This window comes from Tistlia sp. (assembly GCF_040905785.1).
Classification (GTDB): Bacteria; Pseudomonadota; Alphaproteobacteria; order Kiloniellales; family DSM-21159; genus Tistlia.
This window is the reverse complement of sequence record NZ_JBBDQW010000005.1, coordinates 181228-201942: the sequence shown is the minus strand read 5'-3', so window position 1 is coordinate 201942 and position 20715 is coordinate 181228. Positions and strand designations below refer to the sequence as shown.

Genomic DNA, 20715 nt, shown 5'->3' with positions numbered 1-20715 from the left:
CAGATCCCGGTCTTCTTCGCGCTCTACAAGGTGCTGTTCGTCACCATCGAGATGCGCCACGCTCCCTTCTTCGGCTGGATCCAGGATCTCTCGGCGCCCGACCCGACGACGGTGCTGAACCTCTTCGGCCTGCTGCCCTGGGACCGCCCGGAGCTCGGCGCGCTGGACATCGTCAACCTCGGCGTCTGGCCGCTGCTGATGGGCCTGACCATGTTCCTGCAGCAGCGCCTGAACCCGCAGCCGGCCGACCCGATCCAGGCCAAGATCTTCACCTTCATGCCGATCATGTTCACCTTTTTGCTGGCGCACTTCCCAGCCGGCCTGGTGATCTACTGGACCTGGAACAACACGCTCTCGATCGTTCAGCAGGCCTTCATCATGAAGCGCCTGGGCGTGCCTTTCGGCGGCAAGCAGGATTTCATGCCGGGCTTCAAGGGCGGCACCCGGGCCGCCGCCAAGGGTTCGGGCAAGGGCGCGGCCAAGGACAAGGGCGACGCCAAGGGCGTCGAGGAGACGGAGGCCTCGGACGAGCCCCGGCGCGAGCCCGCGGAGGCGCCGCTCGCGATCGCCGATGGCAGCGCTGCCGAGGCGCCGGCCGCCAAGCCGGCCGCCGCCGGCTCGGCCAAGCCCCGGGCCAAGAAGGGCGCCTCCCGGTCGCGCGGACGCAATCGCGGCAAGGCCAGGTAACCGCCGATGACCGGCGCCGGGGAGAAGCGGGGGCAGAGTCCGGGCAGCGACGCACCCGCCGCGGAGATACCCGTCGGGGCGGCGCCTGGCGAAAGCGAGGCCCAGGCGGCCTTGCTCGAGGCCGGCCGCAAGCTCTTCGCGCAGCGCTGCGATTTCATCATGGCCGGCGTCAAGCCGGACGACGTCCCGGCCTCGGCACAGCCGGAGATCGCCTTCGCAGGTCGCTCCAACGTCGGCAAGTCGAGCCTGGTCAACGCCCTGACCGGCCGCAAGACCCTGGCGCGCGCCTCGAACACGCCGGGGCGCACGCGCCAGCTGATCTTCTTCGATCTCGGCGGCCGGCTGATGCTGGTCGATCTGCCGGGCTACGGCTACGCCAAGGCCCCGAAGCAGGAGGTGGCGCTCTGGACCGCCCTGACCCGCTCCTACCTGAAGGGCCGCCCGCAGCTGCGCCGGGTGCTGCTGCTGATCGACTCGCGGCACGGCGTCAAGGTCAGCGACCTGGAGGTCATGCGTGCGCTCGACCAGGCCGCGGTTTCCTATCAGGCGGTGCTGACCAAGGCCGACAAGATCAAGCCGGCGGACCTGCGGCGCCGCGCCGAGGAGACCGCCGCCGAGCTGGCCAAGCACGTCGCCGCCCATCCCGAGGTGGCCGTGACCAGCGCCGAGACCGGCCTGGGCATCGCCGAGCTGCGCGCCGAGCTGGCGGCGCTGGCGCCGGCCGTCTGAGCGGCGCGCCCCGAGGGGGCGGGCCGGGCCGCCGAGCCAGATCAGGCCCTTAGACCGTGGCCTTAGCCGATTCCACCGGAGACCGTTCTGCACTATGGTGCGCGCCGTCGCCCGGAACGGGCCGGACGGGGAGGACTGCATGGCCGCGCATCGCAACATCGCCGAGACCAAGAACTGGCTGCGCACCGCCGAGACGATCACAGAGGCGCTGCCCTTCATGCGCCGCTACGCCGGCAAGAACGTGGTGGTCAAGTACGGCGGCCATGCCATGGGCGACCGCAAGCTGGCCGCGCAGTTCGCCCGCGACGTCGTGCTGCTGCGCCAGGTCGGGGTCAACCCGATCGTGGTTCACGGCGGCGGGCCGCAGATCGGCGAGATGCTCGAGCGCCTGGCGGTCAAGAGCGAGTTCGTCGACGGCCTGCGCGTGACCGACGCCGAGACCGTCGACATCGTCGAGATGGTCCTGTCGGGCTCGATCAACAAAGCCATCGTCGCCGCCATCAACGAGGCCGGCGGCACCGCGATCGGCGTCTCGGGCAAGGACGGCGGCCTGATCCAGGCCCGCAAGCTGCGGCGCACGCGCCGCGACCCCGACTCGAATATCGAGAAGATCCTCGACCTCGGCTTCGTCGGCGAGCCGCGCCATGTCAATCCGCAGGTCCTGGAGAACCTTCAGCAGGCCGGCATGATCCCGGTGATCGCGCCGATCGGCGTCGGGGCCGGCGGCGAGACCTACAACATCAACGCCGACACCGTCGCCGGCGCGGTCGCCGGCGCGGTCGGGGCGCTGCGCCTGCTGCTGCTGACCGACGTCGCCGGCGTGCTCGACAAGGAGGGGCGCCTGATCGCCGAGCTCACGACCGAGGAGGTCGCCCTGCTGCAGGCCGACGGCACCATCTCCGGCGGCATGATCCCGAAGCTGGAGACCTGCATCCAGGCGGTCGAGGAGGGCGTCGAGGCCGCCGTCATCCTGGACGGCCGTGTGCCGCACGCGATGCTGCTCGAGATCTTCACCGACCGCGGCATCGGGACCCTGGTGCGGCGCTGAAGCGGCCGACTCCCGTTCGCGCCCTCAGAGCTTGCCGGCGCCGTCTGCCATGACGCGGCACAGCTGGGCCAGCGCCTCACGGCTGCGCTCGTCGTTGATCCGGGCGAAGTTGCGCGCCACGTCGAGGCTCATCCGCTGCCGCTCCGGCATCTGCTCGCAGGGCTGGGTCGGGTCGAACTCGTCGAAGAAGTAGCCGACCTCGACCTCGAGCGCCTGGGCCAGCTCGTAAAGCCGGCCGGCCGAGACACGGTTGATGCCCCGCTCGTACTTGTGGGCCTGCTGGTAGGTCACGCCGATCATCTCGGCCAGACGCTGCTGGGTCAGGCCGAGCAGGATTCGTCTTTCGCGGATCCGGCGGCCGACGTGCCGCTCGATCTTCGCTTCGATGTTCTGAATATTCGGCACGTGCGAAACCTAAAGTTACCAGACCGGCGATTCCACACCGTTCGCGAGACATGATGCTCGCGGCCAAACGTCCGAATCAACGGAAAGTTACAGTCCGAGTGTAAATTCCCGCGATCACGACGCGGTGAGTGTGACTGATCTAGTCTAGGAGCGGCCAAATCTAAAGGACGGCAATTGGCTGATATCTTACATATTTAATAATATGTCTGAGAAGCGTTCTTAAGCGGGAGGTCGCCGCGCTCAGGGAAGGTAGCACCCCGCCAGCCTGGCGCGCTGCTCTACCAGAGCGAGAACACAGTCGATCGTCGGCGTTTCAACGCCGACCAGGCGGCCGAGCTCGGAAACGACGCCGACCAGGGCGTCGATCTCCAGGCTCCGGCCGCGCTCCAGGTCCTGCAGCATCGAGGTCTTGTGGGCGCCGACTTCGGCGGCCCCCTCGATCCGCCGGTCGACGTCGAGCGAGAAGCGCACGCCCAGGGTTTCCGCGACCGCCTGGCCCTCGACCATCATGGCCCGCACGACCGCGCGCGTCGCCGGCTCTCCGGCGATCTGCTCCAGGGTGCCGCCGGTCAGCGCCGAGACCGGATTGAAGGAGAGGTTGCCCCAGAGCTTGAGCCAGATGTCGTCGCGGATGCGCGGTCTGACCGGCGCCTTCAGGCCAGCCGCGCCCATCAGCTTGGAAAGTGCCGAGACCCGCTCCGAGCGGCTGCCGTCCGGTTCGCCGAGCATGAAGCGGTTGCCGTAGGTGTGGCGTACCCGACCGGGCTCGACCAGCTCGGTCGCCGGGTAGACGACGCAGCCGATGCAGCGCTCCGGCGGAATTAGGCGCCACAGCCGGCCGCCGGGATCGACCCGCTCGAGGCGTCGACCCTCGTGCGGCCCACCGTGGCGGTGGAAGTACCACCAGGGAATGCCGTTCTGGGCGGTGACCACCGCGGTTTCGGCGCCGAGCAGCGGCTGCAGGCTGTCGGCGACCTGCGGCAGCGACGGCGCCTTGAGCGTGACCACGACATAGTCTTGCGGCCCGGCCTCGGCCGGGTCGTCGGTCGCCGCGACGCGCGCGCGGCGCGTCTCGCCCTCGATCTCCAGGGTCAGCCCGTCGCTGCGCATCGCCGCCAGGTGCGGGCCGCGGGCGATCAGGGTGACGTCGGCGCCGGCCTCGGCGAGCAGTACGCCCAGGTAGCCGCCGATCGCCCCGGCGCCGAAGATGCAGACCTTCATGCCCTCGTCTCCTTCGCGCCCGGTCTTCCCGCCACGGGCCGCCCCGTCACTCGGCCAACCCGAGCTGCCGGGCCAGGCCGATGCGCTGCAGCTTGCCTGTCGGCCCCTTGGGGATCTCCTCCAGGAACACCCAGCGGCGCGGCACCTTGAAGTCGGCGAGCCGCTCCGCCGCGAAGGCGCGCAGCGCCTGCTCGTCGGCCTCCTGGCCCTCCCTCAGCACGATCGCGGCGGCGACCTCCTCGCCGAGCTTGGGGTGCGGCAGGGCAAAGGTGACGGCCTGGCCGACCGCGGGATGGTCGAGCAGCACCTCGTCGACCTCGCGCGGGCTTATCTTCTCGCCGCCGCGGTTGATGATCTCCTTGAGTCGTCCGGTGATCGTCAGGAAGCCGTCGGCGTCGAAGGTGCCCTGGTCGCCGGTGCGGAACCAGCCGTCGCGGAACGACTGGCGGTTGGCCTCGGGGTTCGCCTGGTAGCCGGGCGTCACGTTGGGGCCCTTGATCGCGACCTCGCCGACCGCGCCGGTCGGCAGGCTGCGCCAGTCGTCGTCGAGCACCCGGACTTGCGGGCCGGCCGGCACGCCGACGCTGCCCGGCTTGCGCTGGCCGGGCGGCAGCTGGTTGCTGGTCATCTGGTGGGCTGCCTCGGTCATGCCGTAGGACTCGATCACCGGGCAGCCGAAGGTCGCCTCCAGGGCGAGCATGACCTGGGGCGGCAGCGAGGAGGAGGACGAGCGGATGAAGCGCAGGGCCGCCGCCCGCGCGGCCTCGGGCTGGCGGTCGGCGCGCGCCAGGATCGCCTGGTGCATGGTCGGCACGGCCGTGTACCAGCTGGCCTGGTCCCCGGCGAGCCAGCCCATGAACTTCAGGGCGTTGAAGCCGGGCGTGCAGACCACGCTGCCGCCGGCGCCGAGCGACGACAGGACCGCGGCGATCAGGCCGTGGATGTGGAACAGGGGCATGATGTTGAGGCAGCGGTCGCCCGGGCCGAGCCGCAGGACCTCCCCGATGTGCCGGGCCGAGGCGAGCAGGTTGCACTGCATCAGCGGCACCACCTTGGGTCGCGAGGTCGTGCCGGAGGTGTGCAGCACCAGCGCCTCGTCCTCCGCGCCGGCAGGTCGGCCGCGTTCGGCCGCGCTGCCCTTGCCGGCCAGCTCGAAGACGCCGGCGGCCGCGCCCTGGGGGACCGCGAGCTCGAGCAGCGGCAGGCCGCGCGCGGCGGCCAGCGCGCGCACCGGGCTGTCGACGCCCTCGGCCAGAACGATCGCCCGGGCATCGAGATCGTCGAGGTAGAAGGCGAACTCCTCGGCGCGGTAGGCGGGGTTGAGCGGCGCCGCCGAGGCGTGGCTGGCGACGCCCAGGAAGGCCGCGGCCATCTCCGGCCCGTTGGGCAGCACGATGGCGACGCGGTCGCCCGCCGCGATGCCGCGGGCGGCCAGGGCGCTGCCGACCCGGCGGACCTGCTGGGCCAGGCCGCCGCGGGTCAGCGCCGGCCGTTCGGGCGCGAGCAGGGCCGGGGCCCCCTCGTCACCGGCAAGAAGCAGGGCGAAGAGGCTGTCGGCCTCGCACAGGTCGCTCATGGGCGGCAGGCTCCGGGGCTGGGCGGTGGTGGAGCGGCCACGCTAGCAGCGGCGCGTCGGCCGTGCCACCGCCGGCTTGTCGCCGAGGAGTGGGAGCGATCGGCAGGGCGGGCGGGGAGCGGAAGGAAGGCTTGGGACCCGGGCGCGGGTCAGACGCGCACCGAGAAGAGCCGCGGCGCTTCGCTGTAGCGGGTCGGCTCGGCGCCGGCCTTGCGATAGGCCTCGCTGGCCTGCTCGAGCGGGCTGCGGCTGTCGGCTGTCTCGCTCGCCGAGAGCGGCGGCGCGAGGAAGGGTGCGGCGAGGCTCGTCGGCAGCGGAGCGCCGTCAGGCGTCCCGCGCCGCCCCGCTGCGTCCTCCCCGGGCCGGCGCTGCCGGGGGGCCTCGACCGGCTCGATCGCGCGCGCCGCGCGCGCGTCGCCGAAGGCGGGCGAGGGCCTGGCGGAAACGCCGCTTGCGGGAATCGAGAGAGGCGTGACGCTGGTCATTCGAATGATCGAAGAATTGCCATCTGGAAATGCAGGGACAGCTATGCATCGCGAAGATAAGCGTGCTTTTCCCGCAAAACAAGATCAAATGCCGAGGAGCAGGCCTCGTTAACCATATCGTCTGCCGGTCGACGCAACGCTCGGCGGTTTTTTGGCCCGGCAGCCGAACTCCTGCGTGCAGGGGGTTTCATTGATTTTTAAGAGCTTGCGCTCGATCCTCTGGCCACGGACCGTCACGATCGCGTCGCCCAGGTAGCAGGATCGACGAGCGGTCGGATCGAGAGCCAGGTAGGAGTCCAGGGATCTTGCCGCCTGTGGAAGCGAAGGTGCGAGAAGAGCAGGCCGCGGGTCTCTGGCAAGCCGCCGTGACCGCCGCCGGCGATCTCGCCTATCAGTGGGACCTCCGGTCCGACCGGCTCGAGTGGGGCGGCGCTGTTGAAACTCTGTTCGGCGGCACCGGGCCGCGCGCCCCGGCCGACGGCAAGGCCTTCGGCAACCGCATCAATCCCGAGGATCGGGCGCGCCGCAGCCGGGCGCTGGCCGATCATCTGGAGGGTGCCCCCGACTACGACGTCGAGTACCGCGTGCGCGCCGACAACGGCGAGTTCCACTGGGTCCACGATCGCGGCCGGGTCGAGCGCGACCGCACCGGCGCGGCGAACCGCCTGCGTGGCACGCTGCGTCGGATCAATCGCCGAAAGCTCAACGAGGCGCGCCTGGAGTACCTCGCGAACTTCGACGAGCTGACCGGGCACTTCAACAAGCTGCGCCTGCGCGAGGCCCTGGAGTACATGCTCTCGGACGCCCTGAGGGCAGGGCGCACCGGCGCCTTCCTGGCCGTCGGCATCGACTCCCTCGACCGAATCAACCGGGCCTACGGTTCGGAGCTAGGCGACGTCGTCCTGATCGAGATCGGCCGCCGCCTGGACCGCTGCCTGCGGACGAACGACGTGGTCGGACGCCTCGGTGGCGACCGCTTCGGGGTGGTGCTCAACGGCTGCACCGCCGCCGAGGCGCTGCAGACCGCCGAGCGGATCTTGAATGTGGTGCGCCGCAGCGCCGTCGACACCGTCGCCGGGCCGGTCCACGTCTCGATCTCGACCGGAATCCTGCTGTTCCCCGGACAGGCCCATACCGCGCTCGACGCCATGGCGAAGGCCGAGGGCGCGCTTCTGAAGGCAAAGACCTCAGGGCGCGACTGCTCGGCGCTCTACGAGCTGACCGACGAACAGCAGCGCGGCTTCCGCGACGCCATGGAGATCGGCGAGCAGGTCAAGACGGCCCTGCGCGAGCATCGCCTTCAGCTCGCCTACCAGCCGATCGTCCTCGCCGAGGGCGGGGCGGTCGACTACTACGAGTGCCTCGTGCGCATGCTCGACGTCGACGGCAGCCTGATCGCCGCCGCCGAGTTCATCCCGGTCGTCGAGCAACTCGGCCTGATGCGCGCCATCGACCGCTACGTCCTCGATCTGGCGCTCGAGGAGCTTCAGGCAACGAGCGATATCCGCCTCGGCATAAACATCTCCGGCCTGACCGCCGCCGACCGTTCCTGGCTGCGCGCGCTCAACGCGCGCCTGCGCGGCCGCCCCGACCTCGCCAAGCGCCTGATCGTCGAGATCACAGAGACCGCCGCGCTGCACGACGTCGAGGAGACGGCGCGCTTCGTCCAGGCCGTGCGCGAGCTCGGCTGCCAGGTCGCCATCGACGACTTCGGCGCCGGCTACACGACCTTCCGCCACCTCAAGTCGCTGACGGTGGATATCGTCAAGATCGACGGCTCCTTCGTGCGCGGCGTCCTCGATTCGCCCCAGAACCAGCTGTTCGTGCGCAACCTGCTCAGCCTCGCCAAGGCCTTCAACCTGCGGACGGTGGCGGAATGCGTCGAGAATCCCGAGGAGGCCGACTTCCTGGCGGCGGAGGGGCTGGACATGCTGCAGGGCTACCACTTCGGCCGGCCCGAGATGACGCCGCCGTGGCGCGCCGAGGTTCAGGCGGGCACTCCAGCCGAGGCTCAGGCCGGGGGGCAGCCAACCCGCGCCAGCCGGCAGCGGACTCGCGCCGCTGCGGGGGGCTTGGCGGCCCGCTGAGCCGGAGGTCGCGGCGGCGCGACGGGTCGACCGGCGGCGCTACTTCTTGTCCTTGCCGTACAGCGTCTCGAGCTGGCTCTGCAGCAGGTCGACCTGGCGCTTCAGGTTCTCGAGCTGGGCTTCCGCGCCCGCCGCCGCGGCGGCAGGGGAGGATTCTCCCTCGGCGCCGGTGTCGCCCGGGCCCTTGCCCTGCGCCCCTGCGAAGGGGGTGAACATGCGCATCGTGCGCTCGAGCAGCTGCATGTTCTGCTTGCTCAGCTCATCGAGCTTGCCGAAGCCGAACACGCCGCCCATCGTGTCCTGCATGGCCTTGGCCATCTTCTCCTGGTTCTCGGCGAAGCCGTTCATCATGTGGTCGAGATAGCTCGGCACCATGAACTGCAAGCCGTGGCCGTAGAAGGAGATCAGCTGCCGCAGGAAGGAGATCGGCAGCAGATTTTCGCCCTTGGCCTCTTCCTCGACGATGATCTGGGTCAGTACCTGGCGGGTGATGTCGTCGCCGGTCTTGGCATCGTAGACGACGAATTCGACGCCTTCCTTTACCATCTTGCAAAGGTGATCCAGCGTCACGTAGCTGCTCGTCGCCGTATTGTAGAGGCGACGGTTTGCGTACTTCTTGATCGTGATGGCGGCGGGCTCGCCGCCCGGTCCGTGCTTTACGGCCACTACCTTATCCTCGCGCGGCAGGGCGACCCCTGGGACTGCGATAATGCTGCGCTGCATTCTGCGCTGTCAACGCTAGCCCTCGCCGCTATTGCTGCGCAGCATCGCTGCAGCATTTCGGGCGGGCCGGCCAGGGCGGAGTCCCTCTGGCGGGCTGGGGGCCGCCCGCCTATAGTCGCCGGCGTAGGATGAGCGACGACGACCTCGACGAGCTGGCGCAGCGCTACCTGGACCTCTGGCAGGACCAGGCGAGCGCGCTCGCCGCCGACCCCGGCTTCGGCGAGGCGCTGCGTCGCCTGGTCGAGACGGGCCTGGGCAGCGCCGGCGAAGCCTGCCAGGCCTGGACCGCTTGGCAGGAAGCCCTGGCTGCCCAGTTGCTGCGCGCCGCGGGCGCGACGACGGAAGAGGATGGCAGGCACGAAGGACGAGGCCCGCCGAACGGCCAGCGACGGACCGGCGCCGCCCGGGGGACGCGCGGGTCCCCGGCCGCTGCCGCTGCACCTGGGCGTGGCGGCGGCGACCTGGACCACCTCGCGCGCCGCCTGGCCGCTATGGAGGAACGCATCGCCGAGCTCGAGCGCGGGCTGGGCGATGCCGGACAAGTCGACGGGCCCGCGGCCGCCCGAGCCGCCGCCCGACCCACTCGCCGCGCGCGCCGACCTGCTGCGCCAGGCGCTCCGCGACGTCGAACCTGAGGCTTTCGCCGCAGCCCTCGACCGGGCGATCGCCGGGCGCGGCCGGACCCTGCTCGAGGCGATCGAGCGCTACCGCCGGCACCCCTACCGCCGCGACCTGCCGGAGCCGCCGGCGTTGTGGCGCGCCCGCGAGGGACCGGCGCGGCTGCTCGACTACGGCGCGCTGCCCGAAGCCACCGGGCCGGGCACGCCCCTGCTGGTCGTGCCCTCCCTGATCAACCGCGCCTACGTCCTGGACCTGTCGCGCCGCTGCAGCCTGCTGCGCTGGCTCGCCGCCGAGGGCTTCCGGCCGCTGCTGCTCGACTGGGGCGCGCCGGACCCCGTGACCCGCGGCTACACCCTGACCGACTACGTCGCCGGCACGCTGGAGGAGGCGCTCGACACCCTGCTCGCCGAGGCCGGCCGGGCGCCGCTGCTGCTCGGCTACTGCATGGGCGGGCTGCTCGCCCTGGCGCTGGCGCAGCGCCGCGAGCGCGACCTGGCCGGCCTCGCCCTGCTGGCGACGCCCTGGGACTTCCAGGCCGGCAGCAGCCTGCAGGGGCCGCTCGCCCGCGCCGCCCTGCTCGCCTTCGCGCCGGCGCTCGAGCTGCTCGGCGAGCTGCCGGTCGACGCCATCCAGAGCCTGTTCGCCGGGCTCGACCCGCAACTCGCCGTGCGCAAGTTCCTGGCCTTCGCGCGGCTCGACCCCGAGAGCTCGCGGGCCGCGGACTTCGTCGCGCTCGAGGACTGGCTGAACGACGGTGTGCCGCTTTCGGCGCCGGTCGCCCGCGAGTGCCTGGGCGGCTGGTATGGCGAGAACACGCCGGCGCGCGGCCTGTGGCGAATCGCCGGCCGGCCGGTGGAGCCGGCGGCGCTGAGCCTGCCGAGCCTGGTCCTGGTGCCGGCCCAGGACCGGATCGTGCCTCCGGCCTCGGCCCTGGCGCTCGGCGAGGCGATTCCCGGCGCCGAGATCGGGCGTCCCTCGAGCGGCCACATCGGCATGGTGGTCAGCGGTCGCGCGGCGGAGGCGGTCTGGCGGCCGCTCGCGGCCTGGCTGCGGGCGCGCGCCTGAACGCGGGCCGCCACCCGGCCGCCTGTCCTCGCGGGACCCCCGCTTGCACCGGATCAAGGCGCGGCGGTAAGCTGCCGGGGCCCTATTGCAGCGCGGCGAAAAGGCGTTGGCCTCGCCCCGGGGCGGGCCCACATCAGTTCCCGAAAGGGCGCCACGCCCCACGCCGGGGGCGCTCGAGCCAAGCGGGTCGACGGCCAGGCGACGACCAGCCCGGCAACCACCAGACGGCCCGGCAATCACCAGGAGGAACGACCAGACCATGTCCGACATCGTCATCGCCGCCGCCGTGCGTACGCCGGTCGGCGCCTTCAACGGGACCCTGTCCAGCGTGCCGGCCTCCTATCTCGGCACCGTCGCGATCCAGGAGGCGCTGAAGCGCGCCAAGGTCGACCCGCAGGAGGTCGACGAGGCCATCCTCGGCCAGATCCTCACCGCCGGCGCCGGCCAGAACCCCGCGCGCCAGGCCGCCATGGGCGCCGGCATCCCCCAGGAAGCCACGGCCATGCAGGTCAACCAGCTGTGCGGGTCCGGGCTGCGCACGGTCGCGCTCGGCTACCAGGCGATCAAGGTCGGCGACAGCCAGATCGTCGTCGCCGGCGGCCAGGAGTCGATGAGCCAGGCGCCGCACTGCGCGCATCTGCGCAACGGCCAGAAGATGGGCGACCTGAAGTTCGTCGACACCATGATCAAGGACGGCCTGTGGGACGCCTTCAACGGCTACCACATGGGCAACACGGCCGAGAACATCGCCAAGCAGTGGCAGATCACCCGCGACGACCAGGACGCCTTCGCGGCCGGCTCCCAGCAGAAGGCCGAGGCGGCGCAGAAGGCCGGCCGCTTCGCCGAGGAGATCGTGCCGGTGACGATCACGAGCCGGCGCGGCGACAGCGTTGTGGATACCGACGAGTACCCCAAGCACGGCACGACCATCGAGAGCCTGGCCAAGCTGCGGCCGGCCTTCGACAAGGAAGGCACGGTGACCGCCGGCAACGCCAGCGGCATCAACGACGGCGCGGCCGCCGCCGTCCTGATGAGCGAGGCCGAGGCCGCCAAGCGCGGCATCACGCCGCTGGCGCGGATCGTCTCCTGGGCGACCGCGGGCGTCGATCCGGCGATCATGGGCTCCGGCCCGATCCCGGCCAGCCGCAAGGCGCTGGAGAAGGCCGGGTGGAAGGTCCCGGACCTCGACCTGATCGAATCCAACGAGGCCTTCGCCGCGCAGTCGCTCTGCGTCATGAAGGAGCTCGGCCTCGATCCCGACAAGGTCAACGTCAACGGCGGCGCCATCGCGATCGGCCATCCGATCGGTGCCTCGGGCGGACGCGTTCTGGTCACCCTGCTGCACGAGATGCAGCGGCGCGACGTCCGCCGGGGCCTCGCGACGCTGTGCATCGGCGGCGGCATGGGCATCGCGCTCTGCGTCGAGCGCTGAGGCCTGCTCGCCCGCCGGCCTCGGCGGGCACGAAGACAGGGGGCCGGTCCCGCGCGGGGCCGGCCCCTTCGCGTATCCGGCCCCTGCGCGCCTCCAGCAGGAACGGCCGCGCCGCCGCGGCTTGACCTGGGTCATGGACCCTTGGTCGCCGCGGTCATACATGTTTTCATAGCCCTGGAGCGTGGCGCTAGATCACGCCGGTGGCGTACAGCAGGGAGGACAAGCATGGCACGCGTTGCTCTGGTGACGGGCGGCACGCGCGGGATCGGCGGTGCGATCTCGCTCGGCCTCCAGCAGGCCGGCTGCAAGGTCGCCGCCGTCTACGCGGGCAACGACGAGGCGGCTGAGCGCTTCCGGGACGCGACCGGCATCCCCGTCTTCAAATGGAACGTCTGCGACTTCGACTCCTGCAGGCGCGGGATCGAGACGGTCGCCGCCGAGCTCGGCCCGGTCGAGGTGCTGGTCAACAACGCCGGCATCACGCGCGACGCGACCCTGCACAAGATGACCCCCGAGCAGTGGAGCGCGGTCGTCTCGACCAACCTCGACTCGCTGTTCAACATGACCCGCAACGTCATCGAGGGCATGCGCGACCGGGGCTTCGGGCGGATCGTCTCGATCGGCTCGATCAACGGCCAGAAGGGCCAGTTCGGCCAGTCGAACTACGCCGCGACCAAGGCCGCCCTGATCGGCTTCACCAAGTCCGTCGCCCTGGAGAACGCCGCCAAGGGCATCACGGTCAACGCCGTCTGCCCGGGCTACATCGGCACCGAGATGGTGCGCGCCGTGCCCGAGGAGGTGCTCAAGAGCAAGATCCTGCCGCAGATCCCGGTCGGCCGCCTCGGCGAGCCGGAGGAGATCGCGCGCTGCGTCGTCTTCCTGGCCGGCGACGAGGCCGGCTTCATCACCGGCTCGACCCTGTCCGTCAACGGCGGCCAGTACATGGCTTCGTGAGGGAGGGGGCCTCGTGAGGGAGAGGACCTCGTGACCGGCCGACCGCTGCTGCCGCCGGTCGAGTACGCGGCGGCGAACGCCGAGGTGCGCGCGGTCTACGACGAGATCATGGCGCTGCGCGGCACCGACTGGGTCAACGACTTCTGGAAGGTGCTCGCCCACGATCCGGCGACCCTGCGGCGGACCTGGGACTCGGTCCGGCAGGTCATGGCCCCGGGCGCGCTCGATCCCCTGACCAAGGAGATGCTCTACATCGCGGTCTCGATCACCAACGGCTGCGCCTACTGCATCAACAGCCACACGGCGGCGGCCCGGGCCAAGGGCCTGACCGACGCCCAGCTCGGCGAGCTGATTGCCGTGGTCGGCATGGCCAACGAAACCAACGCCCTGGCGACCGCCTGGCAGGTGCCGGTCGACGAGCGCTTCGAGGGCGGCGGCCGGGAGTAGGGGCGGGGCCGCTGCACCGCCCGGCCTCGTCGGGGCCGAAACGGCACGGCGAGGCTTGACCGCTCCCCGCCGAAGCGGTAGCGCTAGGGGTCCCGTTCAACCTTCAGAGTGCCTCGCTTGTCCGACGATCGCAGGGTGCGCGCGACGCTGATCGGCTTCGTCGCGGTCTTGCTCTGGGCGCTGCTCGCGCTCTTCACCACCTGGTCGCGGGGCATCCCGCCGTTCCAGCTGCTGGCCATGACCTTCGCCGTGGCGGCGCTGGTCGGCGCCGGCTGGCTGGCGGCGACCGGGCAGGGCTTGAAGCCGCTGCGCCAGCCCTTGGCCGCCTGGGCTCTCTCGGTCGGGGGGCTCTTCGGCTACCACTTCTTCTACTTCGTCGCGCTCGGCAACGCGCCGGCGGTCGACGCCAGCCTGATCGCCTACCTGTGGCCGCTGCTGATCGTCGTCTTCTCGGCCCTGCTGCCCGGCGAGCGGCTGCGCTGGTTCCACCTGGCCGGCGGCGTCATGGGCCTGGCCGGCGCGGCGCTGCTGGTCACGCGCGGCGGCCGCAGCCTGGGCTTCGACGCGGCCTATAGCCTCGGCTACCTCGCGGCCGTCGCCTGTGCGCTGACCTGGTCGGCCTACTCGGTCGCCAACCGGCGCTTCGGCAAGGTGCCGACGGAGGCGGTGACCGGCTTCTGCACGGCCGTGGCGCTGCTCGGCCTGGTCAGCCACCTGGCCCTCGAGGAGACCGTCGCACCGACGGCCGGCCAGTGGATCGCCGCCGGCCTGCTCGGCCTCGGCCCGGTCGGCGCGGCCTTCTTCGTCTGGGACCACGGCACCAAGCACGGCAACCTGCAGGTGCTCGGCGCCTCGGCCTACGCGGCGCCGCTGCTCTCGACGCTGATCCTGGTCGCGGTCGGCGAGGCCGAGGCCTCCTGGGCGGTCGGGCTGGCCTGCCTGCTGATCGTCGGCGGCGCGGTGCTGGCCAGCCGGGACCTGCTGTTCCGGCGGCAGCCGGCGCCGCGCCGCGCCTGAGCGGCCTCCCGGCCGCCTTCCGTCAGGCGTCTTCGGTCGGCCCTGCGCCGGGCAGCCAGCCGGGCGGGGCCAGCTCGAAGCCGGCAAACTCGAAGGCGGGGGAGACGGTGCAGCCGACCAGGGTCCAGGCGCCCAGGCTCTCGGCGGCCTGCCAGGCGTCCGGCGGCACGACGGCCTGGGGGCGCTGCCGGGCGAGGAGGTCCGGGCCGAGCCGGTGGGCCTCGACCTCCTGGCCGTCCGCGCAGACCGTCAGCAGCAGCGGCGCCCCGGCGTACCAGTGCCACATCTCGACCGCATCGACCCGGTGCCAATGGGAGCGCTCGCCCGCCGCCAGCAGGTAATAGATCGCGGTCATCAGGCCGCGGCCGCCCTTGGGGTCGCCGTGGCGGTAGGTCTCGCGGTAGTGGCCGCCCTCGGGGTGCGGCTGCAGGCCGAGCTGCCGGATGACCGTGGCGGCCTCGAGCATGGCTCGCCGGCCGGCGCTCAGAAGACGTCCTTGCGGTGCCGGACCTCGGTGAAGACCGAGACCGGGTCGCGGCCGGCCAGGCCGAGCGCCTCGGCCAGGGCCGGGTCGTCGGCGCGCAGGAAGGGGTTGGTCGCCCGCTCGCTGCCGAGCGTCGAGGGCACGGTCGGCCGGCCCTCGGCGCGCAGCGCGTCGATCTCCGCGGCGCGGCTGCGCAGCGCCGAGTTGCCGGCGTCGACCGAGAGCGCGAAGCGGGCGTTGGCCTGGGTGTACTCGTGGGCGCAGAACACGCGGGTCTCGGGCGGCAGGACCCGCAGCTTGGACAGGGAGCGCCACATCTGCTCGGGCGTGCCCTCGAACAGGCGCCCGCAGCCGAGGGCGAAGAGGGTGTCGCCGCAGAACAGGGCGTCCGACTCCTCGAACCAGTAGGCGATGTGGCCGCTGGTGTGGCCGGGCACGAAGAAGACCTTGGCCTCGCACTCGCCGAGCCGGTAGACGTCGCCCTCGTCGACCTCGACCGAGATGCCGGGGATGCGCGCGCGGTCGGCGCGCGGGCCGACGACGGTGCAGCCGGTCGCCGCCATGATCTCGCGGTTGCCGCCGACGTGGTCGCCGTGATGGTGCGTGTTGAGGATGTGGGTGATGGTCCAGCCCAGGCGCGCCGCCTCGGCCAGCACCGGTGCCGCGACGGCCGGGTCGACGACCGCGGTCATGCCGGTCGCGCGGCAGCGCGCCAGGTAGACGTAGTTGTCGCTGAGCACCGGGATCTGGTGGATGTCGAGTTCAGCCATGGCCGGACCCTAGCATCCGGCCCCGCCCCGGTGAAGGCGGCAAGGCGCCGGCGGTGCTATATAGGAAGCCATGTGGAACGACGTCGTCGAGCTGCGGGAGTTCTATGAGGCGCGCACGGGGCAGGTCGCGCGGCACCTGATCCGGCGCGCGCTGCGCCAGCTCTGGCCGGACCTGCGCGGGGACACGCTGCTCGGGCTGGGCTACGCGACGCCCTACCTGCGCGCCTTCCGCGAGGAGGCCGCGGCGACGATCGCGCTGATGCCGGCCGCTCAGGGCTGCCTGCACTGGCCCCCGGAAGGCCCCAACGCCGTCGGCCTCGTCGACGAGACCGAGCTGCCGCTGCCCGACCTCTCGGTCGACCGGGTGCTGCTGGTGCACTGCCTGGAGCAGGGCGACTACCTGCACGACATGCTGAAGGAGATCTGGCGGGTGATGCGCGCCGAGGGACGGCTGCTGGTCGTGGTGCCGAACCGCCGCAGCCTCTGGGCCCAGCTCGAGCGGACCCCCTTCGGCCACGGCCATCCCTACAGCCCCGGCCAGTTGACCCGGGTGCTGCGCGACCATCTCTTCACGCCGCTGCGGCGCCAGGGTGCGCTCTACATTCCGCCGACGCGCTCGCGCTGGCTGCTGCGCGCGGCCCCGGGGTGGGAGCGGGTCGGCGGCCAGTGGCTGCCGCACTTCGCCGGCGTCCATCTGGTCGAGGCCTCCAAGCAGCTCTACGGCGGGCTGCCGCTGCGCGCCGCCGAGCGGCGCCGTCGCGGCGTCGTCGTCCACGTCCCTCGGCTGGCGGGGCCCGCGGCGACGCACCGTCAGGAGGACGGGCCGGCTTCGCCCTAGGGTTCCGGCGGGCTCACTCCTGGGCGCTGCGCTCCCGGTCACGCCGCTCACGCTCCCGGTCGCGTTGCCTCTCCTCGGCGAAGAAGGCTTCGAAGTAGGCCCGCCGCTGCTCCGGCGGCAGGCCGGCGGCGATCTCCAGGATCTTGGCCTCCATCGAGACGCGCAGCTGTTCCTTGTGAGCATAGAGCTGTTCGAAGGCGGCCTGGGCCTTCGCCGGGTCGAAGCTCTCGGCGGTCAGCGCCTCCCGGTAGCGCCGGCGCGCGTCGCGCATGCCCCGAAGCTCCTCGCGAACCGCGTCGCGGCCCCGCTCCCAGATCGCGTCGATGCGCTCGCGCTCCGGATCGGGCAGCACCTGCACCGCCTCGCGCTTCGCGGCCCAGCCGCCGTGATGCGACGGCGCGAAGAGGTGACTCGACAGGAAGGCGCCACCGGCGAAGAGGTTCAGCGCCACCGAGACGGCGAGCGCTGCGGCCAGCAGCTTCGAGCGGCTCATAGGCTGTCCTCCGGATAGAGCGGCGCCGCGAACAGGCCGGCGATCTCGTCGTAGCCGTCCTCCTGGGCCGTCTGGGTAGCGTCGGCCTGCGGCAGCAGGGGTCCGCTGGCGAACCCGAGCAGCAGCGCCAGGGCCAGGCCGGAGGCCGGCTGCCAGACCGGGCCGAAGGGCCAGAGCTCGGTGAGCCAGCGGCGCGGCGCACGCGGCGCCGCCTCGACCAGCCGGCCGAGCAGGGGCGCCGTGGCCCGCGGCCGCTCGGCCAGGGCGAGCAGCGCGTCGAGCGCCCCAGCGGCGGCCCGTTCGGCCTCCAGGTCCGGCCGCTCGGCGAGCAGCGCCAGGGCCGCCGCGCGCTCGCCTTCGGGCCAGCGCTCGGCGGCGGCGCCATAGCAGTCGAGGATCTCACGCAAGCGGGCTTCGGTCATCGTCATCGTCTCGCTCATGCCGCACCTCCTGCGGCAGCATTGCCGCCGCGGGAAAACTCGCCGGTCTCGGTGAGACGCTCGCGCAGGCGCCGGCGGGCCCGTGCGAGCAGGGATTCGAGGGCATCGACGCTGACGCCGAGAATCTCGGCCGCCTCGATGTTGCTGAGGCCTTCCTCGTGGACCAGCGCGATCGCGCTCTTCTGACGCTCCGGCAGGGCCGCGATCTCGCGCGCCACGCGGCGTGCCGTCTGGGCCTCGCTGAGCTGGCGCTCGGCGCTCGGCGCCGGGTCCGCGACATCTGGCGGCGGCGCGTCGCTCTGGCGCCCGGACTTGCGCAGCCGGTCGAGGCAGAGGTTGCGGGCCACGGTGTAGAGCCAGGTGTCCAGCCGGGCCTCGGGACGCCAGCGATCGGCGCGCGACCAGAGCCGCAGGAAAGTGTCCTGGGCGACGTCCTCGGCGGCAGCGCGCTCGCCCAGCAGCCGATAGGACAGCCCGACCACCCGGTCGAGGTGGTGCTCCAGCAGCCGCCGGCTGGCGCGCGCGTCGCCGGCCGCGACCGCCCGGACCAGGGCGGCATCGGCTTCCGCGCCGCTGAGCGACGCGGACTCGGCAAGTCCCGTTGCCATGCCGCCTCCGGTCCGGTGGTCTCCCTTGGGCGACCTAGTTGCGCGAGCCCCCGTCGTGCTTGCCGCCGTGCTTGCCGTGCTTGGCCATCGCCTCCTGGGCCTCGCTCCGGGTTACGACACCGTCCTCGTCGCTGTCGAGCCGGTCGAACAGCTTCGCGCTGCGGTCGCCGAGCTCGCTCGCGTCGAGCGCGCCGTCGCCGTTGGCGTCCATGCGCTCGAAGTGCTTGGCCGCCCGCTCCTGGCCGCGCTCGCCGCCCATGCGCTCCTGCATGCGGGCGATCCGGGCCTTGAGGAACTCCTGCTCGGAGATCGTACCGTCGCCGTCCGCGTCGAACTGCGCGAACTGCTCGGCGGCGCGCTGCTCGGCCATGCGCGTGCGCATCGCCGACATCTCCTCGAGCGTCACCTTGCCGTCGCCGTCGGCGTCGGCCGCGGCGAAGTGGGCGGCACGGAAGGCCTCAACCTCGGCTCGCTCGATTCGGCCGTCGCCGTTGGCGTCGATGCGCTCGAACATCTGCATGAACATGGCGCCGTGGTGGCCGCCGTGGCGCGCGCCGTCATGGCCGGACTTGCCGTCGCCGGCGAGGGCGGCGGCCGCGAGTCCGCCGACCAGGGCGGTCGCGCCGAGCAGGGACAGGGTAAGCTTCTTCATGGAAGGGATCTCCTGGGTTGGACGAGGGAGGATCGTTTCTCACGACCTTGCCCCTTCAACGTCGGCCCGGGCGCTTCCCGTCGGTCGGTCAGGCTAGCCTGGCGCGCGCTTCAGCAGGAACACGCCGTCCTGGCCCAGGAGATTGGCGCGGCGCGTCGAGCCGATCGGCCGGGCCCGGTTGTCGGGACCGATCGTCAGGGCGCGCTCGATGGCGATGCCGCTTCGCTCGCAGAGCTCGCGGAAGTCGCGGATCGTGCAGAGGTGGATGTTCGGCGTCTCCCACCAGGGGTCGGGCAGCGAGCGGGTCACCGGCATGCGGCCTCTGGTCAGCAGCGACCAGCGGATGCGCCAGTAGCCGAAGTTCGGGAAGGAGACGATGGCGCGCGCGCCGATGCGCACCAGGTGCTCCAGGACCTCGCGGGGGTTCTGGGTCGCCTGCAGGGTGCGCGACAGCACGACGTAGTCGAAGGTGCCGTCGGGATAGTCGGCGAGGTCGCGGTCGGCGTCGCCCTGGATCGCCGAGAGCCCGTGCGAGACGCAGGCGTTGACGCCTTCCTGGCTGAGCTCGAGGCCGCGACCCGTGACCTGCTTGAAATGCACCAGGTAGTCGAGCAGCGTGCCGTCGCCGCAGCCGACGTCGAGGACCCGGCTGCCGGGCTCGATCATGTCGGCGATCAGCAGCAGGTCGGCGCGGATGTCGGCCCGCCGGCCGGGCGCCCGGGCGCGCAGCGCCGGCGAATCCAGCGGGCTCACGTGACCCGGTCCCGGGTCGGGTCGTAGCTCAGGTCGAGCGGCTTGAGCTCGCCCTGGGGCAGCCCCAGGCGCTCGCAGCAGCCGTTCAGGAAGCCGTTCAGGGTCTCGTGGAACTCGGGCTCGATCAGCAGGAAGGCGTCGTGTCCCTTGTCGCTGTGGCACTCGACGAAGGAGACGTCGGCGGCGACCGAGTTGAGCGCGTGGACGATGCGCTTGGCCTCGCTGGTCGGGAACAGCCAGTCGCTGGTGAAGGACATCACGCAGAAGCGCACCGGTGACTCGCGGAAGGCGGCCGCCAGTACGCCGCCGTGCTCGGCCGCCAGGTCGAAGTAGTCCATCGCCCGGGTGATGTAGAGGTAGGAGTTGGCGTCGAAGCGGTCGCCGAAGCTCGAGCCCTGGTAGCGCAGGTAGCTCTCGACCTGGAAGTCCGCGTCGAAGCCGAAGGAGGGCTTCTGGCGGTCCTGCAGGCGGCGGCCGAACTTGCGGTGCAGGGCCTGCTCCGAGAGGTAGGTGACGTGGGCGGTCATGCGCGCCACCGCCATGCCGCGCCGCGGCGTCTTGCCGGAGATCTGGTACCAGCCCTCCTCCCAGTCGGGATCGGCCATGATCGCCTGGCGTCCGACCTCGTGGAAGGCGATGTTCTGCGCGGTGTGATGGGCCGCGGTCGCGATCGGCACGGCGGCCAGGACCCGCTCGGGATAGCGCGCCGCCCACTCCAGGACCTGCATGCCGCCCATCGAGCCGCCGACCACGGCGAACAGCCGGGCGATGCCGAGATGGTCGACCAGCAGCCGCTGCGCGCGCACCATGTCGCCGATCGTGACCACCGGGAAGCTCGGCCCCCAAGGCCGACCGGTGGCCGGGTCGAGGTCGTGCGGACCGGTCGTGCCCATGCAGCCGCCCAGGACGTTGGCGCAGATCACGAAGAACCGCTCGGTGTCGAGCGGCCGGCCCGGACCGACCATGACTTCCCACCAGCCCGGCCGGCCGGTCACCGGGTGCGGCTCGGCCATGTACTGGTCGCCGGTCAGCGCGTGGCAGACCAGGATGGCGTTCGACTTCTCGGCGTTCAGCCTGCCGTAGGTGCGGTACGCGACGGTGAAGGGGCCGAGCTGCGCGCCGCTGTCCAGCGGCATCGGCCGGTCGGCGGCCAGCACGACCTGCGCGGCCCCCCCCCCCC

Annotated in this window: 24 protein-coding genes; 11 read left to right on the top strand and 13 right to left on the bottom strand. The window is 71.8% G+C overall.

The window, feature by feature from the left end; genetic code table 11:
• The 3 genes from yidC to argB all read left to right on the top strand — a co-directional run.
• On the top strand, positions 1 to 687 hold a 687-nt coding region (yidC, locus tag WD341_RS01420; RefSeq protein WP_368423618.1), incomplete at its 5' end, for a membrane protein insertase YidC.
• 6 nt (positions 688 to 693) lie between these two features.
• A complete protein-coding gene (yihA, locus tag WD341_RS01415; protein WP_368423617.1) occupies positions 694 to 1416 on the top strand; it encodes a ribosome biogenesis GTP-binding protein YihA/YsxC in 723 nt (240 codons plus the stop codon).
• A 139-nt stretch (positions 1417 to 1555) separates the two neighbouring features.
• Positions 1556 to 2464: an acetylglutamate kinase gene (argB, locus tag WD341_RS01410; protein ID WP_368423616.1), complete on the top strand. Its 909-nt coding sequence runs from the start codon at positions 1556 to 1558 to the stop codon at positions 2462 to 2464.
• Positions 2465 to 2488: 24 nt separating this feature from the next.
• Here the strand turns inward: argB and WD341_RS01405 are convergent, their stop codons facing one another.
• From WD341_RS01405 to WD341_RS01390, 4 genes are all read right to left on the bottom strand, one after another.
• Positions 2489 to 2869, bottom strand: a complete 381-nt coding sequence (locus WD341_RS01405) for a helix-turn-helix domain-containing protein (protein WP_368423615.1) — start codon at positions 2867 to 2869, stop codon at positions 2489 to 2491.
• Between the two features lie 240 nt (positions 2870 to 3109).
• Entirely contained in the window at positions 3110 to 4090 is a 981-nt protein-coding gene (locus WD341_RS01400) for a 2-dehydropantoate 2-reductase (RefSeq protein ID WP_368423614.1), read from the bottom strand.
• Between the two features lie 46 nt (positions 4091 to 4136).
• Positions 4137 to 5666 (bottom strand): acyl--CoA ligase, encoded by a 1530-nt coding sequence (locus WD341_RS01395; RefSeq protein ID WP_368423613.1) that lies wholly within the window; start codon positions 5664 to 5666, stop codon positions 4137 to 4139.
• Between the two features lie 149 nt (positions 5667 to 5815).
• Positions 5816 to 6151: a hypothetical protein gene (locus tag WD341_RS01390; RefSeq protein WP_368423612.1), complete on the bottom strand. Its 336-nt coding sequence runs from the start codon at positions 6149 to 6151 to the stop codon at positions 5816 to 5818.
• Between the two features lie 326 nt (positions 6152 to 6477).
• Here WD341_RS01390 and WD341_RS01385 point away from each other — a divergent pair, with 326 nt between their 5' ends.
• On the top strand, positions 6478 to 8238 hold the full coding sequence (locus tag WD341_RS01385; protein WP_368423611.1) for a putative bifunctional diguanylate cyclase/phosphodiesterase: 1761 nt from the start codon (positions 6478 to 6480) through the stop codon (positions 8236 to 8238).
• A 39-nt stretch (positions 8239 to 8277) separates the two neighbouring features.
• On the opposite strand, the gene phaR is transcribed toward WD341_RS01385, so the two are convergent.
• Positions 8278 to 8904 carry a polyhydroxyalkanoate synthesis repressor PhaR gene (gene phaR / locus WD341_RS01380; RefSeq protein WP_368423610.1) on the bottom strand — a complete coding sequence of 209 codons (627 nt, stop codon included), beginning with the start codon at positions 8902 to 8904 and terminating at the stop codon, positions 8278 to 8280.
• A gap of 185 nt (positions 8905 to 9089) precedes the next feature.
• Here phaR and WD341_RS01375 point away from each other — a divergent pair, with 185 nt between their 5' ends.
• The 6 genes from WD341_RS01375 (at position 9090) to WD341_RS01350 (ending at position 14497) form a co-directional block, all read left to right on the top strand.
• Entirely contained in the window at positions 9090 to 9596 is a 507-nt protein-coding gene (locus tag WD341_RS01375) for a hypothetical protein (RefSeq protein ID WP_368423609.1), read from the top strand.
• Positions 9493 to 10647 (top strand): alpha/beta fold hydrolase, encoded by a 1155-nt coding sequence (locus WD341_RS01370; protein ID WP_368423608.1) that lies wholly within the window; start codon positions 9493 to 9495, stop codon positions 10645 to 10647. Before WD341_RS01375 ends, WD341_RS01370 begins: the two co-directional genes overlap by 104 nt.
• A 259-nt stretch (positions 10648 to 10906) precedes the next feature.
• Positions 10907 to 12079 carry an acetyl-CoA C-acetyltransferase gene (locus WD341_RS01365; RefSeq protein WP_368423607.1) on the top strand — a complete coding sequence of 391 codons (1173 nt, stop codon included), beginning with the start codon at positions 10907 to 10909 and terminating at the stop codon, positions 12077 to 12079.
• 225 nt (positions 12080 to 12304) lie between these two features.
• Positions 12305 to 13033, top strand: coding sequence for an acetoacetyl-CoA reductase (gene phbB / locus WD341_RS01360; protein ID WP_368423606.1), 729 nt, complete (start codon positions 12305 to 12307; stop codon positions 13031 to 13033).
• Positions 13034 to 13063: 30 nt separating this feature from the next.
• Entirely contained in the window at positions 13064 to 13480 is a 417-nt protein-coding gene (locus WD341_RS01355) for a carboxymuconolactone decarboxylase family protein (RefSeq protein ID WP_368423605.1), read from the top strand.
• Positions 13481 to 13597: 117 nt separating this feature from the next.
• Positions 13598 to 14497: a DMT family transporter gene (locus WD341_RS01350; RefSeq protein ID WP_368423604.1), complete on the top strand. Its 900-nt coding sequence runs from the start codon at positions 13598 to 13600 to the stop codon at positions 14495 to 14497.
• 22 nt (positions 14498 to 14519) lie between these two features.
• Here WD341_RS01350 and WD341_RS01345 read toward each other — a convergent pair whose 3' ends face one another.
• Together WD341_RS01345 and gloB are read right to left on the bottom strand one after the other, a co-directional pair.
• Complete coding sequence (locus WD341_RS01345) at positions 14520 to 14963, bottom strand: cupin domain-containing protein (RefSeq protein WP_368423603.1); 444 nt, start codon at positions 14961 to 14963, stop codon at positions 14520 to 14522.
• A 17-nt stretch (positions 14964 to 14980) separates the two neighbouring features.
• Positions 14981 to 15751, bottom strand: coding sequence for a hydroxyacylglutathione hydrolase (gene gloB / locus WD341_RS01340; RefSeq protein ID WP_368423602.1), 771 nt, complete (start codon positions 15749 to 15751; stop codon positions 14981 to 14983).
• A gap of 70 nt (positions 15752 to 15821) precedes the next feature.
• Between gloB and WD341_RS01335 the strand changes: the two genes are divergently transcribed.
• Entirely contained in the window at positions 15822 to 16589 is a 768-nt protein-coding gene (locus tag WD341_RS01335; RefSeq protein WP_368423601.1) for a class I SAM-dependent methyltransferase, read from the top strand.
• 13 nt (positions 16590 to 16602) lie between these two features.
• Here WD341_RS01335 and WD341_RS01330 read toward each other — a convergent pair whose 3' ends face one another.
• The 6 genes from WD341_RS01330 to WD341_RS01305 form a co-directional block, all read right to left on the bottom strand.
• Positions 16603 to 17082, bottom strand: coding sequence for a periplasmic heavy metal sensor (locus tag WD341_RS01330; protein ID WP_368423600.1), 480 nt, complete (start codon positions 17080 to 17082; stop codon positions 16603 to 16605).
• Complete coding sequence (locus tag WD341_RS01325) at positions 17079 to 17522, bottom strand: hypothetical protein (protein WP_368423599.1); 444 nt, start codon at positions 17520 to 17522, stop codon at positions 17079 to 17081. The genes WD341_RS01330 and WD341_RS01325 overlap by 4 nt, the downstream gene beginning before the upstream one ends.
• Positions 17519 to 18130, bottom strand: coding sequence for an RNA polymerase sigma factor (locus tag WD341_RS01320; protein WP_368423598.1), 612 nt, complete (start codon positions 18128 to 18130; stop codon positions 17519 to 17521). Before WD341_RS01320 ends, WD341_RS01325 begins: the two co-directional genes overlap by 4 nt.
• Positions 18131 to 18164: 34 nt before the next feature.
• On the bottom strand, positions 18165 to 18782 hold the full coding sequence (locus WD341_RS01315; protein ID WP_368423597.1) for an EF-hand domain-containing protein: 618 nt from the start codon (positions 18780 to 18782) through the stop codon (positions 18165 to 18167).
• Positions 18783 to 18875: 93 nt separating this feature from the next.
• Complete coding sequence (metW, locus tag WD341_RS01310; RefSeq protein ID WP_368423596.1) at positions 18876 to 19535, bottom strand: methionine biosynthesis protein MetW; 660 nt, start codon at positions 19533 to 19535, stop codon at positions 18876 to 18878.
• Positions 19532 to 20692: a homoserine O-acetyltransferase gene (locus WD341_RS01305; RefSeq protein WP_368423622.1), complete on the bottom strand. Its 1161-nt coding sequence runs from the start codon at positions 20690 to 20692 to the stop codon at positions 19532 to 19534. The genes metW and WD341_RS01305 overlap by 4 nt, the downstream gene beginning before the upstream one ends.
• Positions 20693 to 20715: the final 23 nt, after the last annotated feature.